This window comes from Acinetobacter sp. NCu2D-2 (assembly GCF_001647675.1).
Taxonomy (GTDB): domain Bacteria; phylum Pseudomonadota; class Gammaproteobacteria; order Pseudomonadales; family Moraxellaceae; genus Acinetobacter.
Genome location: NZ_CP015594.1, coordinates 2,056,262 through 2,073,161, shown reverse-complemented (window position 1 = coordinate 2,073,161; position 16,900 = coordinate 2,056,262). Strand labels below are relative to the sequence as shown.

18 protein-coding genes are annotated in these 16,900 nt (G+C 41.2%); 12 read left to right on the top strand and 6 right to left on the bottom strand.

The annotated features are described in order from the left end of the window. Positions 1-24 precede the first annotated feature (24 nt). Positions 25-750 (bottom strand): energy transducer TonB, encoded by a 726-nt coding sequence (locus A3K93_RS09880; RefSeq protein ID WP_067731084.1) that lies wholly within the window; start codon positions 748-750, stop codon positions 25-27. An 89-nt stretch (positions 751-839) separates the two neighbouring features. Then, entirely contained in the window at positions 840-2,096 is a 1,257-nt protein-coding gene (locus A3K93_RS09875) for an MFS transporter (protein WP_067731083.1), read from the bottom strand. A 230-nt stretch (positions 2,097-2,326) separates the two neighbouring features. Between A3K93_RS09875 and rpmI the strand changes: the two genes are divergently transcribed. The 4 genes from rpmI (at position 2,327) to A3K93_RS09855 (ending at position 3,828) form a co-directional block, all read left to right on the top strand. Then, positions 2,327-2,521 carry a 50S ribosomal protein L35 gene (gene rpmI, locus A3K93_RS09870; RefSeq protein ID WP_004278281.1) on the top strand — a complete coding sequence of 65 codons (195 nt, stop codon included), beginning with the start codon at positions 2,327-2,329 and terminating at the stop codon, positions 2,519-2,521. Positions 2,522-2,532: 11 nt separating this feature from the next. Next, positions 2,533-2,892 carry a 50S ribosomal protein L20 gene (gene rplT, locus A3K93_RS09865; RefSeq protein ID WP_067731082.1) on the top strand — a complete coding sequence of 120 codons (360 nt, stop codon included), beginning with the start codon at positions 2,533-2,535 and terminating at the stop codon, positions 2,890-2,892. Positions 2,893-3,055: 163 nt separating this feature from the next. Then, complete coding sequence (locus tag A3K93_RS09860; protein ID WP_067731081.1) at positions 3,056-3,253, top strand: hypothetical protein; 198 nt, start codon at positions 3,056-3,058, stop codon at positions 3,251-3,253. 8 nt (positions 3,254-3,261) lie between these two features. Then, complete coding sequence (locus A3K93_RS09855; protein WP_067731080.1) at positions 3,262-3,828, top strand: adenylate kinase; 567 nt, start codon at positions 3,262-3,264, stop codon at positions 3,826-3,828. Here the strand turns inward: A3K93_RS09855 and A3K93_RS09850 are convergent. After that, a complete protein-coding gene (locus tag A3K93_RS09850) occupies positions 3,788-4,807 on the bottom strand; it encodes a hypothetical protein (protein WP_067731079.1) in 1,020 nt (339 codons plus the stop codon). The two genes, A3K93_RS09855 and A3K93_RS09850, sit on opposite strands and share 41 nt — an antisense overlap. Positions 4,808-4,966: 159 nt before the next feature. On the opposite strand from A3K93_RS09850, the gene pheS reads away from it, so the two are divergent. The 3 genes from pheS (at position 4,967) to A3K93_RS09835 (ending at position 8,797) form a co-directional block, all read left to right on the top strand. Continuing rightward, positions 4,967-5,947 (top strand): phenylalanine--tRNA ligase subunit alpha, encoded by a 981-nt coding sequence (gene pheS, locus A3K93_RS09845; protein WP_067731078.1) that lies wholly within the window; start codon positions 4,967-4,969, stop codon positions 5,945-5,947. A 175-nt stretch (positions 5,948-6,122) separates the two neighbouring features. Continuing rightward, complete coding sequence (gene pheT / locus A3K93_RS09840; RefSeq protein WP_067731077.1) at positions 6,123-8,504, top strand: phenylalanine--tRNA ligase subunit beta; 2,382 nt, start codon at positions 6,123-6,125, stop codon at positions 8,502-8,504. Next, positions 8,501-8,797 (top strand): integration host factor subunit alpha, encoded by a 297-nt coding sequence (locus A3K93_RS09835; RefSeq protein WP_067731076.1) that lies wholly within the window; start codon positions 8,501-8,503, stop codon positions 8,795-8,797. Before pheT ends, A3K93_RS09835 begins: the two co-directional genes overlap by 4 nt. A gap of 110 nt (positions 8,798-8,907) precedes the next feature. On the opposite strand, the gene A3K93_RS09830 is transcribed toward A3K93_RS09835, so the two are convergent. From A3K93_RS09830 to trxA, 3 genes are all read right to left on the bottom strand, one after another. Further along, entirely contained in the window at positions 8,908-9,141 is a 234-nt protein-coding gene (locus A3K93_RS09830) for a hypothetical protein (RefSeq protein WP_067731075.1), read from the bottom strand. A 417-nt stretch (positions 9,142-9,558) separates the two neighbouring features. After that, positions 9,559-10,827 (bottom strand): transcription termination factor Rho, encoded by a 1,269-nt coding sequence (gene rho / locus A3K93_RS09825; RefSeq protein WP_067731074.1) that lies wholly within the window; start codon positions 10,825-10,827, stop codon positions 9,559-9,561. A gap of 318 nt (positions 10,828-11,145) precedes the next feature. Beyond that, the gene (gene trxA / locus A3K93_RS09820) at positions 11,146-11,472 is read right to left on the bottom strand and encodes a thioredoxin (protein WP_067731073.1); all 327 of its coding nucleotides are present in this window, start codon (positions 11,470-11,472) and stop codon (positions 11,146-11,148) included. 265 nt (positions 11,473-11,737) lie between these two features. On the opposite strand from trxA, the gene ppx reads away from it, so the two are divergent. The 5 genes from ppx to A3K93_RS09795 are packed head-to-tail and all read left to right on the top strand — an operon-like array spanning position 11,738 to position 16,853. Continuing rightward, on the top strand, positions 11,738-13,258 hold the full coding sequence (ppx, locus tag A3K93_RS09815) for an exopolyphosphatase (RefSeq protein ID WP_067731072.1): 1,521 nt from the start codon (positions 11,738-11,740) through the stop codon (positions 13,256-13,258). Positions 13,259-13,288: 30 nt separating this feature from the next. Then, positions 13,289-14,113 carry an acetyl-CoA carboxylase carboxyltransferase subunit alpha gene (locus tag A3K93_RS09810; protein ID WP_067731071.1) on the top strand — a complete coding sequence of 275 codons (825 nt, stop codon included), beginning with the start codon at positions 13,289-13,291 and terminating at the stop codon, positions 14,111-14,113. Then, positions 14,050-15,396, top strand: a complete 1,347-nt coding sequence (gene tilS, locus A3K93_RS09805) for a tRNA lysidine(34) synthetase TilS (protein ID WP_081408530.1) — start codon at positions 14,050-14,052, stop codon at positions 15,394-15,396. The genes A3K93_RS09810 and tilS overlap by 64 nt, the downstream gene beginning before the upstream one ends. A gap of 28 nt (positions 15,397-15,424) precedes the next feature. After that, on the top strand, positions 15,425-16,264 hold the full coding sequence (proC, locus tag A3K93_RS09800; RefSeq protein ID WP_067731070.1) for a pyrroline-5-carboxylate reductase: 840 nt from the start codon (positions 15,425-15,427) through the stop codon (positions 16,262-16,264). Between the two features lie 19 nt (positions 16,265-16,283). Then, a complete protein-coding gene (locus tag A3K93_RS09795; RefSeq protein WP_067731069.1) occupies positions 16,284-16,853 on the top strand; it encodes a YggT family protein in 570 nt (189 codons plus the stop codon). Positions 16,854-16,900 lie beyond the last annotated feature (47 nt).

The following is a 16,900-nucleotide window of genomic DNA, read 5'->3' as shown; positions in this document are numbered from 1 at the left end:
CAGCCTCAAAAAACAAGCTATTCATTAAGAACAGCTTGTTAATTTAAATGTTATTTGGTCTTTGATCTGGCGTGGCTTATATAACCAAAGATGAGATGCTTTGGCTTTTATACGAACTTTCGTCCCTTGTAAATCCGACTTGAATTGCTGGTCTAAAGTATAGATCCCCGAACCTTGAATGATCTTAATACTTTGGATCTGATCATGTTTTAGCTTCATTTTATAGATAATCTTACGATCTGAACCTTTTAAATCTAAAGTGCTGATATGTAGATTGGGTTGTTCTAAATACTGAAACTGTGCTTTAGGATTCTTTTGCTGTTTTTGCCAAAGCTGAGAGTTAAATGTGTATTGACATGCTTCATGCTCTTCAGAAGGTTTAAGGTTGAAAACTTGATAACCAATGATCGGCATTGCAATGTCATTTTCAATATGCGGTTTAACGCGTGCGTTTAGAACGGCTTGAATAATTTTCTGATCGAGCGCCTTTAAACCAGTACTGTCTTGAATCTCAGCATGGTTCACTTTGCCTTGGGTATTGGCATGAATGCGGACCACTGCCGAACGTGGTGAATCTTTAAGATCAGAATCATTAATCTTAATGTGTGGGAATTTTTGCCATTCAATGCGGGTGGTGAGATGTGCAGAACTCACTTGAATGCTTTGTGATGGGAGTTGATGAATCTTGTCTGCATAAGTGCTGGTTGCTGTGAAACTCGCAATCACAGCAAGAGGAAGTGCATATTTCATAAATTAAAAGTTCTGAATCGCATGAGTAGAGTGCTAGAGCTTGTGCAGTATTTCTCGAAACAGAAATACTGACAAGTCCAATTGCTGTATTAATCGGGTTTTGATGCTTTGGTGATATCTACACTAAATAAATCTTTGGTTTTTGCCCAGCTGATCGCAACCACAACCAAGGTCATACATCCTCCAAATACAGTCGCCATAATGGTACCCATGTATTTGGCCGCAAGACCTGATTCAAAAGCACCTAATTCATTACTGGATGACACAAACATGCCATTTACGGCAGCGACACGGCCACGCATATTTTCAGGTGGATAGATCTGTAAAATGGTTTGTCGAACCACAACTGACACGCTGTCACATGCACCTGTCATTGCCAATGCAAAAAGCGATAGCCACATTGAATTGGATACGGCAAACAAGAGGGTAAAGAAGCCAAAACCTGCGACAGCCAACAACATGTTGCGCCATGCATGATGTGTTGGTGGGAAACGAGTTAAGGCAATCATGGTCAGCAATGCACCGATGGAAGGGGCTGCACGTAAATAACCTAATCCTTCAGGACCGACTTTTAATATGTCTTCTGCGAAGATTGGAAGCAGGGCAATTACGCCACCAAACAGTACTGAAACAAGGTCTAAAGAAATCGACCACAGCACGATTTTATTGCCCCAAATAAAGCGAAAACCATCACCTAAACTACGCAGCACGTCATCGGTTTCAATTTTCGGAAAAACTCTTTTTTCTAATAGATGAATCAAAATGAAACAGATGACTAATAAGCCTGCCACGCTAAACAGGCTGGTTTCACGTCCTAAAAATGCCAGCATAAATCCACCGAGCATGGGTCCGATAATCACACCACTTTGCCAGCCAATTGTCGTCCATGTTGCACCATTGGTATAAAGCTCACGAGGAATTAGAAACGGCTTAAGAGAAGTTGCAGAAGGTGCATAAAAACCGCGAATTGTCCCTAAACAAAAGATCACTGCATAAATGCCGAGAGAAAGTTGCAGGGTAGAGATGTGATTTAAGATATGTTGGTGGAATAAATTCCATAAAATGAGTGGCATCGGAATCGAGAAAAATAAACAGATTTTCATAATGGTCTGCTTATTAAAACGGTCAGCAAAATAGCCACCCCAAAGCGAAAGTGCAATAAAAGGAATTGCTTCCGCTAACCCAATAAGACCGAGTGTGAGCGGATCTTTGGTAATTTTATAGAGGGAGTAAGCCACAATAATTTCCTGAATCAAAATCGCTAAAGTCAGGAAAAATTGATTCAAAGTCACAATAGAGAAATCACGATACCGCAGCGCTGCAAAAGCATCTGTTTGTTTTAGCATGGGAAAATGAAGGCAAAAATCAGTAGATGAATTATAGAGTGATCTTTATACAATCCAATCATTTCTTGCTGTATTACTCATGTTATTTGGTAGGGGGAGCAAAAGAATTGAATAAACGACGAGCAATGCTTTTGTTTTGAAGCGATATGAATTAGAATATGCGCTCCCTTACCTGCAGGTCGTTTTGTAATGGTGCAAACGAGCCGAACAGGTGTTCAAAAGAGGTTGTTATGCCTAAGATGAAAACTCGCCGTGGTGCAGCTAAACGCTTTAAAGCGACTGCTAACGGTTTTAAGCGTAAACAAGCGTTCAAACGCCACATTTTGACCAAAAAATCTGCTAAGCGTATTCGTCAATTACGCGGCTGTGTAATGGTTCACGTAAGTGACGTTGCTTCAGTTCGCCGTATGTGCCCGTACATCTAAGGAGATTATAAATGGCTCGTGTAAAACGTGGTGTACAGGCTCATCGCCGTCACAAAAAAATTCTTGCTCGCGCTAAAGGTTACTATGGTGCTCGTTCACGCGTTTACCGCGTAGCGTTCCAAGCGGTAATCAAAGCTGGTCAATATGCTTACCGTGACCGTCGTCAAAAGAAACGTCAATTCCGCGCTTTATGGATTGCACGTATCAACGCTGGTGCACGTCAAAATGGTTTGTCGTACAGCCGTATGATCGCTGGCTTGAAAAAAGCTCAAGTGATTATCGACCGTCGCGTACTTGCTGACATCGCTATGCATGACGCAGTTGCGTTTTCTGCTCTAGCTGCTAAAGCTAAAGACGCATTGGCTGCATAAGTCTTTATGACTTAAAAAAAGACCGCTTTAAGCGGTCTTTTTTTTGCTTTATTTTTAATGGGATGAGTTGTTCATCTTTGATTACAGAATTCATCTAGGCTTATTGAAAAAAATCACGCTAAATAAGATCTAAATCATTTCATTATAAAAAAAGGTGTGCAATATGCGTGTAGAAATTGTGGGTCTAAATGAAACAGCACTTGAGATTGATTTGGCCGTCATTCCGCGTGAAGGGGAGTATCTACGTTTTGTCGATGACTCAGGCAATGAAATTGAAGCTGAAATTGCAGCCATTACACATTACATTCATACATCTACCCAAAAACAGCGCATAAAAATAGAACTTCGCCCTATTAATTAATTGGTTGTATGCAGAGAATCAATGTTGTTGGAATCTCGGCATCAGGTAAATCTACCTTTGCGCGAAGTTTGGCGAATAAATTAGGTTTAGCTTATATTGAACTTGATGATTTATTTTGGTTGGATAACTGGGAACAAAGTCAGGATCAGGATTTTTTCCAGAAAATTCAGCAGGCGATTGATCATGCTCCGCAGGGTTATGTCATTGATGGAAACTATACCCGAACCATTCCGATTAAATGGGCAAACATCGATACGATTATCTGGCTTGATTATCCGTTTTATGTCAATTTCAAACGGTCAATACAACGGGCAATCCATCGTGCATGGACGCAACATAAACTTTGGCCGAGTTCAAACAATCGGGAAAATCTAACAAAACTCTTTGGGCAAGACTCAATTATTTGGTGGATGGTAAAAACACATCGCAAGAATCGACAGCATTATTTGAAGTTAATGCATGCACCTGAGTATCAACATATCCAATGGCTTCGCATTCGAAAACCGAAGCAACTGACTTTGTTAATGAATATGTTTAAAGCCCAAAGTAATAGCCAATCACACAGATCACAATAGTAATTAAAATCAGTTTAATCACACTAGATGCCCCTGAACTTTGAGCCAAATTAGGACGTTCAGGTTTACTGAAACCGTGGCGGTTTTCGGTGCTTACGCCTGCAAGTGGGTCAGAAACCATCTGTGGTTGAATGTGTGCAGTCTTATAATGATTAGCAACTTTCACAACAAATTTAGAATGTAAATCCTCAATCTTTTCAGCAAAATGGCGTAAATCCAGTTGTTGTTCAGGAGTTAATGTTTCACCCTCGTTGTTATACGGATGCTGAATTTGAGCTTGAATAAAATCATAGAGCGCATCGAAACGATAAAGCGTTTCATGGGCATAATCGGCTTGATAATCGGTTGGAATGAGTGCCAATTTCGTACTGATACCGACATCTAATGCGGATTTTAAACCGTAATAGGGTTGCCCAATTTGTGTTGGATCCTGGAAGTCTTGTGCAAATTTGCTTTCAAATAATTCGTGGTTGGTAAAGACCTGAATATCTTTCCATTTCGGTTGTTCTAGGTCAGCATCAATACGTTTTGCAAATTTTGGACTGAGTTCATAACGCCACATGGTTTCAAAACGTATTTTCGAACGTTGAGCGTCAGGCGCTTCATAGTCATTATCTGCGTTATACCATTCTGCGAGTTCTTTACCAATGATCCATGCATGCTTCTTATGTGACTCATGACTGACAATGAAATGGTCTAAAGCCAAAAGCTCAACATTTGGATTTGGATTCTGTTCATCAATCAGAAGGGTAGAGCGATGCAGACTAAGTCGTTTAACCCCTTGTTTTTTTAAACCTTCAAGCCAAACCTGAAAATGTTGTGCCAATAGATGTTGCGAGATTAAATCACGAAAAGCAAAGGCATGCTGATTAAAAATAGAATGCTGCACCCAGCGGCTAAAGCTTAAATCTTGATTTAAAAATTCATTGCCGTAGGTCACTAAAGTGAGTTGCTGCTTCCAAATTTGATCGAGTGCCATAATGATTTGATCTGATTGATAATGTGTTTATCTTATACTTTTTATATTTATTGACGCTATTCTAATTTTCATTAAAACGACACTTCATCATAGTGCCTAAAAACTGTTAGAATATGTGGTTTTTAAAAATATTTTTAACCTGTTGCTTTGAGAGTTACTATGTCACTGGAAGCCCTGACCACTGAAGCGCTCGCTGCGATTGCAGCAGCTCAAGACCTTGCTGCACTTGATCAAGTACGAGTGCAATTTACGGGGAAAAAAAGCCAGCTCGCGGAACAATCTAAGTCGCTTGGTAAAATGGATCCTGAACAACGTAAAGAGTTTGGTGCACAAATTCACGCTGTACGTGAAGCAATTACCGGTGCATTAAGCGAGCGTCAAGCAGCATTGCAAAAAGCTGCGCTAGAACAAAAATTAGCAAGTGAAACAATTGATATTACTTTGCCCGGTCGTGGCCAACAGGTGGGCAGTATCCACCCAGTGACCCAAGTACAAGAGCGTATTTGTCAGTTCTTTACCAAAGCTGGTTTTACTGTTGCAACGGGCCCTGAAGTTGAAGATGATTATCACAACTTTGAAGCTCTAAATATCCCGGGTCATCACCCAGCACGTGCGATGCACGACACGTTCTATTTTGATGTGAACCATTTGCTACGTACGCATACGTCTGGTGTGCAGATTCGTACCATGGAAACACAACAACCGCCAATTCGTATTGTATGTCCTGGCCGTGTATACCGCTGTGATTCGGATCAAACGCATTCACCAATGTTCCATCAAATCGAAGGTCTATACGTGGCTGAGAACACCAGCTTCGCTGAACTGAAAGGTTTGCTTGTGAACTTGTTGAACGAGTTCTTCGAAAAAGACTTAAAAGTTCGTTTCCGTCCATCTTATTTCCCATTCACTGAGCCAAGTGCAGAAGTGGATATTATGGATGAGCGTGGCAAATGGTTAGAAGTTTTAGGTTGCGGTATGGTGCATCCAAATGTTCTACGCGCTGCAGGTATTGACCCAGACAAATACAAAGGCTTTGCATTTGGTTTAGGTGTTGAACGTTTTGCGATGCTGCGTTATGGCATTAACGACTTGCGTATGTTCTACCAAAATGATGTGCGTTTCTTACGCCAGTTTGCTTAAAACTTTTTATTAAATCCTCTCCCTAACAATGGGTGAGGAGAATAGATTATTTTTGGATTTTAAAAATCCCCCTAAATCCCCCTTTGAAAAAGGGGGACTTACACGAAACAAATAAAAGTGTGGGTGTTCCCCTCTTGGTTAAAGAGGGGTTAGGGGAGATTCAGGAAATGAATGTATGAAAATTAGCGAAAATTGGCTACGCACATGGGTCAACCCAGCCATCGATAGCAATACTTTATCTGATCAATTGACCATGTTAGGTCTAGAAGTGGATGAACTTGCACCTGCTGCTAAACCATTTACAGGTGTTGTGGTTGGTGAAGTGTTGACTGTAGAACAACATCCAGATGCGGATCGTCTACGTGTAACCACAGTGAACATCGGTTCAGGTGAACCTTTACAAATCGTATGCGGCGCACCAAACGTACGTGCTGGCATGAAAGCACCTGTTGCGACGATTGGTGCAGTGTTACCGGGCGATTTCAAAATCAAAAAAGGCAAACTACGTGGTGTTGAATCACACGGTATGCTTTGCGGTGCTTCTGAAATTGATTTAGAAGACAAAATTGATGGTCTATTAGAGCTTCCTGCTGATGCTCCTGTTGGTGTGAACATCCGTGAATATCTAGACTTAGATGATCATGTGATTGATATCAGTATCACACCGAACCGTGGTGACTGCTTCAGTATCCGTGGTATTGCACGTGAAATTGGTGTGATTAACCAACTTCCTGTGACTGCGCCTGAAATTAAAGAAGTAGCTGCAACAATCCCTGATGAAAAGAAAGTGGTTGTTGAAACTGACGGTTGTCCACGTTACTTGGGTCGTGTGATCAAAAACGTCAACACCAAAGCGCCAACGCCTGAATGGATGGAACGAGCACTTGCACGTGCGGGTATTCGTCAGCACAGCATTTTGGTCGATATTACCAACTATGTATTGATGGAATTGGGTCAACCGCTTCACGCTTTTGATGGCGGTAAAGTGGAAGGTTCTATCCATGTTCGCCAAGCAACTGCTTCAGAAAAACTGACACTTCTGAATGAACAAGAAGTGGAGCTCTCTGAAAAAGTGATGGTGATTGCGGATGATAATAAAGCATTAGCCATTGCAGGGATCATGGGCGGTTTATCATCTGCTGTTTCAGATACCACGACTGAGATCTTCCTGGAATCTGCATTCTTTGATCAATTGTATATTGCTGGTCGTGCACGTAGCTTTGGTTTACATACCGATGCATCACAACGTTATGAACGTGGTGTTGACTTTGAATTACCATTGGTGGCAATGCATCGTGCATCACAATTGATTGCTGAACTTGCAGGCGGTGAATTTGGTCCAATCACTGTTGCTGAAAAACCTGAGCTTCTACCGAAACGTGAAGCGATTGAGTTAAATCAAGCACAAGTGGATCAACTTTTGGGTTATAAAGTTGAATCTGACTTCATTACCGATGCTTTAACACGCCTAGGTTGTGCGGTGACTGTAAAAGCGGAAGGTGAGTGGACAGTTGTTCCTCCATCACATCGTTTTGATATGACGATTTACCAAGACTTGATTGAAGAAGTTGCGCGTATTCATGGTTATGACAACATTCAAATCAGCTTACCTGTGATTGATGTCAAACTTGCTAAATATCAAGATCAATTTGAATTGGCTCAATTACGTCAAACTGCTGTGACTTTAGGTTACCAAGAGGCAATTAGCTTTAGTTTCGCCGACTTAAAACTTGAAAAACAATTAAACCCCGCGGTAAATCCATTGGCATTGGCAAACCCAATCTCAAGTGATTTAGCAGTAATGCGTTCAACATTGCTTTCAAGCTTGATTCCATGTGTACAGTACAATGTGAATCGTCAGCAAAGCCGTGTACGTTTCTATGAACTTGGTTTGCGTTTTGATTATCAAAATGCTGCTTCAATTCATGACCTTAAACAAATTCCAACTTTTGCGATGGTGGCAACAGGTTCACGTACGACTGAATCTTGGCACGGCAAAGCTCAGCCAATGGACTTCTTTGACTTTAAAGGCGATATTGAAGAGATTTTAGATGCTGCACGTTTAAACGTTCAATATGTCCGTTCAGAGCGTAGCTGGTTACATCCTGGTCAATCTGCTGAAATTTTAGTTGATGGAAAATCAATCGGTTACTTAGGTCGCTTGCACCCATCACTTGAAGATGAGCTTGATTTGGCAACCACTTGGGTCGCTGAACTTGATCAAAAGGCTGTTTTGCAAACTTATGTATCTAATTTTACAGAATTATCACGTTTTCCGTCGGTTCGACGTGATATTGCGCTTTTAATTAGTGATAAGATTAATGTTAGCGAAATTCAGCAACTTATCGAAAAAACAGGTGGTGAGCTTCTAGACTCTACTTGGTTGTTCGATGTGTATACTGGACAAGGGGTTGAGGAAGGCAAACGCTCACTTGCATTTGCAATTCTTTGGCAGCATCCGACCCGTACTTTGGAAGATGCTGAAATTAAATCAGGTATGGATAATATCCTACAAGTGTTGGAAAACACTTACCAAGCGACATTGAGGGCTTCATGACAGCACTAACTAAAGCAGAGATGGCTGATCATTTAAGTGAGCTCACGAGTTTAAATCGTCGTGAAGCTAAACAAATGGTCGAGTTGTTCTTCGATGAGATTAGCCAAGCGCTAATCTCAGGCGAACAGGTGAAACTATCAGGTTTCGGTAACTTCGAGCTACGTGATAAACGTCAGCGCCCAGGCCGTAACCCTAAAACGGGTGAAGAGATTCCGATTTCTGCACGCCGTGTTGTGACCTTCCGTGCGGGACAAAAATTCCGTCAACGCGTGGGAACAGAGCAGGTCGATTGATCTGCTTTTTTCTTTAAGCTAATTGTGTTTATTTAAATTTTTTAATTTTTATAGACATAAAAAAAGAGAGCCAATGGCTCTCTTTTTTTGACTTAATAATCTGTAATAGATTATTGAGCTTCAGAAGCAGCAACTTCAGAAGCAGCAACTTCAGAAGCAGCTTCAACAGCAGCAGATGCTTCAACAGCAGCAGCGTCAGCAGCAGCAGAAGCTTCAGAAGCAGCTTCTACAGCTTCAGAAGCAGCAGCTTCAGCAGCAGGAGCTTCTTCAGTTTTTTTAGCACAACCAACGAAAGCTAAAGTAGTAGCAACTGCAGCAGCAATAGCGATTTTTTTGAATAACATGGCATCACTCTCTAAAATTTGAGATTAAAAATAACCGACGTTAGCCTGTTGTGTGCTTTTATTATTCCTAATTGTGTTAGGTACTAACAACGCAGGAGCAGTCTAACTGGTCTGCAAATATGCTATCACTGCGCATTTTTAAATGCTACTGGGTAGACTCAAAAAAGTGATAAAAAACGACTAAAAGCGTGAGGTTTTTAACAGAAAATAACAATTAATAGAATGATTTACATTGGGTAAAGGCAATATAAGCCCATAAAATTCAAAAGCTTTTTTTACTGATTTTTTTATTAATCATTAACTTGCAAATAAAATTACAATTTAAAGTCCACTTTGTGTATTTATGTAAATTTTGTCAACCTAAAAAAGGCCACCATATAGGTGACCTTTCATTTGAAATAAAACTTGTCTTTAAACTTAATTAGAAGCTTTGCGTTTCATTTGATCGAAGAAATCATCATTGGTCTTGGTTTCTTTCATACGATCAAGCAGGAATTCCATCGCTGCAAGTTCGTCTTGCGTATGAAGCAGCTTACGTAGAATCCACACTTTACGTAAGTTATCTTCAGACATTAAACGTTCTTCACGGCGTGTGCCAGATTTTTTGATGTTCATGGCAGGGAATACGCGTTTTTCAGCAATACGGCGATCAAGCGTGATTTCTTGGTTACCTGTACCTTTGAATTCTTCGTAAATCACTTCATCCATCTTACTACCTGTTTCGATCAGGGCGGTTGAGATGATAGTCAATGAGCCACCTTCTTCGATATTACGTGCAGCACCAAAGAAACGTTTTGGACGTTCAAGTGCGTGTGCATCCACACCACCCGTTAATACTTTACCTGATGAAGGAATCACAGTGTTGTACGCACGTGCAAGACGGGTAATTGAGTCAAGCAGAATCACAACATCTTTCTTGTGTTCAACCAGACGTTTTGCTTTCTCAATCACCATTTCTGCCACTTGTACGTGACGAGCAGGAGATTCATCGAATGTAGAAGCAACAACTTCACCACGTACTGTACGTTCCATTTCTGTTACTTCTTCAGGACGTTCGTCAATAAGAAGCACAATAAGGAAACATTCAGGGTTGTTACGTACAATCGATTGCGCGATGTTTTGTAGCAACATGGTTTTACCGGCTTTAGGCGGTGCAACGATGATTGAACGTTGACCTTTACCGATTGGTGCAACAAGATCGACCACACGTGCAGTTAAATCTTCAGTTGTGCCGTTACCAAGTTCCATCACCAATTGTTCAGTTGGGAACAAAGGCGTTAAGTTTTCGAATAGAATTTTATTACGTGAGTTTTCTGGTGTGTCGTAGTTAATTTGGTTAACTTTTAACAGAGCAAAATAACGTTCACCTTCTTTTGGTGGGCGAATTGTACCTGTAATGGTGTCACCCGTACGGAGGTTAAAACGACGAATTTGTGAAGGGCTGACATAGATATCGTCAGGACCAGCCAAATAAGAACCTGCCGCAGAGCGCAAGAAACCAAAACCATCCGACAAAATTTCTAGAACGCCATCACCAAAGATCTCTTCGCCATTCATCGCATGACGTTTTAAGATGGCAAAGATAATGTCTTGCTTACGGTTACGAGCCATACCTTCAAGGCCCATAAACTCGGCAATCTTGATGAGTTCGCCAATTGGTTTTTTCTTAAGTTCAGTTAAATTCATAGGTGGTCAGATAGAATCAAAATTCTGAGGTGCAGGTTGGATAGGGAGTAACATTCGGCCGCATACAAGCATTCAAACGAAAGCAATTGAATTTGCACAAGAACAATTCAGAGGTCTGATTGATTGTTTCAATGAAAAATGTGAAAAACAATTTCTATTGCCGAGCGGCATCTTATGTATTGTGTCTTGTAAGAAATTGACAGGATTTGACATCCTTGATCTCTTGAACAAGCAATATAAGAGATCGCACTAAGTTTGTCAATTTATAGGCGAAAAAAATACGCGGGCAGTGCCGCGTATTTCACTTAACGTCAAATATTAGATATTTTCGTCAATAAATGCAGTCAATTTAGACTTCGGTGCAGCACCAACTTGAGTTGCTACAACTTCACCATTTTTGAACATTAATAAAGCAGGGATGTTACGAATGTTGTAGTTCACTGCAGTTTGTTCGCAAGAAGTTACATCTACTTTTACGATTTTTACTTTGCCTTGGTATTCTTCAGAAAGAACTTCAAGTACAGGTGCAATGGCTTTACAAGGCGCGCACCAGCCAGCCCAAAAGTCAACAAGTACAGGAACGTCAGATTGAAGTACGTCCGCTTCGAAGTTAGCGTCAGTTGTATTTACGATGTTAGCAGACATGTAATGCTCCAAAATATTTTATAAAAAGATAGCTATATGGATATAAGTATTACATAGCCAACTTTAACAATGTAGGGATATATGCAAATTTTCAACGTATAATTATATTTTGTCTAATGGATGATCACGATAGCCATCATCGTGTAACACAATCGTCATAAAAGCATGCAAAACAGTAACGCGTTAAATTCTCGATATAAATGGCTTTTCAATTGCATGTAGGTGAATTACTCTAAGCACAATGCGTTCAAGGTTTATTTCTGTAATGTCTGACTTTTTAATTGATGAAGAACTACTTGCAGCCATTGATATGGGATCCAACAGCTTCCATTTGGCCATTGCCCGAGTAGATCATGGCGAAGTAAAAAAAGTCGCATCGATGTCCGAAAAAGTTCAGCTAGCTGCAGGTCTAGATGAAAATAAAAATTTAACTGAGGCCGCACAGCAGCGTGGTTTGGCCTGTTTGGCTCGTTTTGTCGGTCGTTTAGGTTCAGTTCAACCAAAACGTTTAAGAATTGTGGCCACCAATGCGCTACGCCAAGCTAAAAATGGTCACGAATTTATTCAAAAAGCCGCAGAAATTTTACCGAAACCGATTGAAATTATTGCGGGTCGTGAAGAAGCTCGTCTAATTTATTTGGGTGTTTCACATACCATGGCCAATTCTGGTCGTCGTTTGGTTGTTGATATCGGTGGTGGTTCAACTGAACTGATTATTGGTGAAGAATTTGAACCGATTCATACTGAATCTGTTCAGATGGGCTGTGTGACATTTACCAAAGCCTATTTCCAAGATGGTGAGATTACACAAAAAGCGTTTGATAAAGCGATGACTGCTGCCCGTAAAGAAATTTCAGGTATCGTGAATACTTATAAATCAGCGGGTTGGGAAGCGGTTGTTGGTTCAAGTGGAACTATCAAAGCCTGTCGTCAGATTTGTGTAAATATGGGTTGGAGCAATGATAAACAAGAGCTGACCCGTGAAGGTTTAGACAAACTCAAAGATAAACTGCTTAAGTATAAGCATGTTTCTGATATGGAATTTGAAGGCCTTAAAGAAGACCGCCGTGCCGTATTACCTGCAGGGATTGCGATTTTATATGCAGTTTTTGAAGTCTTAAATATCAAGTCACTGGTGTATTCAGATGGTGCGCTACGTGAAGGGGTCATGTATGACCTATTAGGTCGTTTTCAGCACGAAGACATCCGTGATCGTTCTGTCCATGCCTTAATGGGGCGTTATAATGCAGACAGCAAGCAAGCAGAACGTGTGGTAAACACAGCACAGCATTTATTTGAGAATGTTGCGGCTGATCTGCATTTAAACAGTGACGATGGTGACTTGTTACGTCGTGCAGCCTATTTGCATGAGATTGGTTTAGCTATTAGTCACAGTGGTTATCATCGTCATGGGGCGTATCTGCTACAACACTCAGATATCGCAGGTTTCTCACAGGTTGATCAAAACTATTTGTCACATTTGGTCGCACATCACCGTCGTAAATTGCGCGCTGATGCCAAGCATGATGTGATGAAAGTCGGTGGAACGAAACTTTTACAGTTATGTCTGTTACTTCGTCTGGCGATTTTGGTCAATCACAGTCGCAGCGATGAGATGCTTCCTGCCATTGAACTTAAGGTTAAGAATGCGCAACAATGGAAGCTCAGTGTCGCTGGTGATGCCAAACAATGGCCGTTACTGGTTGCTGAATTGCACGATGAACAAGTGCAATTTAAAAATTGGGACATTGAACTCTCGATTCAATCTGAACAATTTGTTGATTAATACCTCTCTAGGGATGAAAACGGTTGAGCTATGAAAAATAAAGCAACTCCATCAAAAGCGTGGGCGACGGTGCAAATTGCACGTCATCCTGAACGTCCACAATTTTTGGATTATGTAGGTGAAATATTCACTGAATTTGATGCTTTACATGGTGACCGTCTATTTGGTGATGATGGGGCAATGATCGGTGGTTTGGCTCGCCTTGATGGTCAACCTGTCATGGTTGTGGGTCAGCACCGTGGTCGTAGTACACGCGAAAAATTACAACACAACTTCGGGATGTCTAACCCTGAAGGTTACCGTAAAGCACAGCGCTTACTCGATATGGCTGAGCGTTTCAATCTACCCGTATTTACCTTTATTGATACTATGGGTGCATACCCTGGCGTTGGTGCTGAAGAACGTGGTCAGGCAGAAGCTATTGCCACAAGTTTGGCACAGCTTTCTAATTTGAAAGTGCCTGTCATTGCAACCGTTTTAGGTGAAGGTGGTTCAGGTGGTGCACTTGGTATTGGTGTTGCTGACCGTGTAGTAATGTTGTCACACAGTATTTATTCAGTGATTTCTCCTGAAGGTTGTGCTTCTATTTTGTGGAAAACTGCTGAAAAAGCGGAACAAGCCAGTGAAGCATTGGCATTAACTGCTGAAAAACTTCAGCAAATGGGTATCGTGGAATATGTTGTAGATGAAGGTGAGGGTGCTCACATCAATACGCAACAGGTCATGGACAGTTTAAAATCAGTGCTTAAAGAAGCATTGAATGAATTGCAACCAATGGAAGCTCAAGAACGATGCGAAGCACGTTACCAACGTTTAATGAAGTTTGGCAGCGACAACTCAGGACTCGTGTCTTAAAACAACTGCAAGACTTTCCTGCAGAAACAAAATTTCTCATTGGATGTAGTGGCGGCATAGATTCTATGCTGCTGTTGCATCTGATGTTTTTTTTGTGCCCTGAAAAAATAACCGCCATTTATGTCGATCATCAGCTTCAAGCGGTCAGCGCTAGCTGGGGTGAATTTGTTGCAGCAGAATGTAAGAAGCTGAATATTCCCTGTATCGTTCAAACAGTGACAGTTGCAAGCGGAAATCTTGAACAACAAGCACGACATTCGCGTTATGCAGCATATGCTCAGCATCTTAAAGACCATGAAATTTTAGTCCTCGCCCATCACCAGCAAGATCAGGCGGAAACATTAATGCTGCGTTTGTTATCTGGTGCAGGTGTTGATGGTTTGGCAGCAATGAAAGCCATCGATATTCGTGAAGATTTCACGATATGGCGTCCACTCTTAGATGTATCTCGTGAGCAGATTTGCCAATGGGCAGATGATTTAAATATTTCTCATATTGAAGATCCCACCAATCTCGATACTCATTACGATCGTGCATGGGCGAGACAACAGTTATGGCCATTACTCACTGAACGCTTTCCTAAAATGCAAATGGCACTCAGTCGTACGGCGGAGCTGATGCGGGATGCTCAACATATTTTAGCGGATGTATTGTCTGAGGATTTAAAGCAGTGCGGTGATGATAAGCAGCTTAATCTAGATAAATTGAGTGAGCTGTCACTGGCTCGGCAGCGTCAACTTTTATCTGCATGGATGAAAGGGCAGGATCAATATCGTCCAAGTTTAGATATGGTGGAACGGCTACAACGCGAAGTGATTCAAGCCAAACCCGATGCCAAAACAGAGCTGCATTATAAAGATTTTTACTACGTCCGTTATCAGCGACAACTTTTTCGCTTGCATCGCTCGGAATATGTATTTGATCCAAACCAGTATGTGGGGACAACTCCCATAGAAATTCATCCCGATCTTCCTTTAACTCTGCCTTCGGGTGAGTTTTGTATTGCTCAGGCTGAGTACGGATTATCCCCAGATTTATTCCATCAAACATTGCATATTCAGTTTCGTGCTGGTGGTGAAAAAGTTCATTTACACGGTCGAGTCGGGACATGGCCACTAAAAAAAGCCATTCAGGAAGCGCAAATTTTTCCTTGGCAACGCCATACTATTCAAATATTAAGTAAAGATAATGTTATCCTAGGGGTGTTTACTCCTAACGGATTTTGGTTAGCACAATCTGCCTATTGTGTGGCGGATGGTTGGCTACCGCTTCGGTCCTCTTAACCTTAGAACTCAACGACGAGCATAAATCATGAGTGCAGCTTTAGATTGTAATATTAGTTTTATTGGTGGTGGTAACATGGCTCAAGCCCTTATTGGTGGCTTGATTTCACGTGGTTTAGCACCTTCTCGTATTACAGTTTCAGATCCGGTTGAAAAAGTACGTTCACTTCTTGCAGAAAAAGGTGTGAATGTGACTGACAATAATCAGGCTGCGATTCAAGATGCTCAAATTGTTTTGTTTGCAGTAAAACCGCAAGTTTTAGCCAATGTGTTAAAACCATTAAACGGTTTGTTGGACGGTAAATTGGTCATTTCGATTGTGGCGGGTGCTGAAATCAAAACTGTCGGCGCATTACTCGGTACAGATCGTATTGTACGTGTCATGCCAAATACACCAGCATTGGTTCAAACTGGCGCACATGGTCTTTTTGCCTATGAAAATGTTTCAGCACAAGACCGCGAACTCGCAAGCCAAGTTTTGGCATCGACAGGTTTAACTATTTGGGTCAAAACTGAAGCACAAATTGATGCTGTGACTGCGGTTTCAGGTTCAGGTCCTGCTTACTTTTTCTATATGATGGAAAGCATGATCCGTGCGGGTAAAAACTTGGGTTTAGATGAAAAAGTTGCCACAGAATTGACCTTGCAAACTGCACTTGGTGCTGCACAAATGGCAATTACCAGCGCCAATACACCGGCTGAGTTACGGAAGAACGTAACCTCGCCAAATGGTACAACGCAAGCGGCTTTAGAAGTGTTCGATCGCGCACACATTTCGCAAAATATTCAAGTTGCACTTGCTGCAGCTCAAAAACGCAGTCAAGAACTTGCGCAAGAGCTAAGTGAAGCAAATAAAACTTCAGTTTAATTTTTAGGAATATTCCAATATGGGTGCAAATTCTGCGCTAATTTTCGGCATTATCATTAACGTTGCGATTTTGCTCGTATTCTTTAGATTCTTAATGCAGTTGGCTGCGGTAAGTCCTTACAATCCTGTTGTGCTTTCAACGGTCAAAGCCACTAAGATTGTTGATGTCTTTAGCCGTATTATTCCAACGCTTGCAAAAGGGCGTGTAAATACTGCTGCGCTTGTACTGCTAGTGTTGCTGTATCTTTTGAAAATTTACGGCACTATGCATTTGTCTGGTGGTATGCCAAATAGCCCAGTGCATTTAATTATCCTGACTTTTGTCACCATGATTCAGGATTTGATCCGTTTCTGCCGTTACTTAATTTTCGCAACGATTATTTTAAGTTGGGTGGTCATGTTTACCCAATCTCGTTCACCTTATATTGAAGTGATTCAAGAACTTGCAGAACCATTATTGGCACCATTCCGCCGTATTATGCCGAATATGGGAATGATTGACTTGTCTCCAATTTTGGCGATTTTGGCACTGATTATTATTGAAATGATTATGAATCAGGTGGCATTTGTATTGCTGACGGGTTTGTAATCTAAACCAAATAAAAAAGGACGCTTAGGCGTCCTTTTTTATTTAAC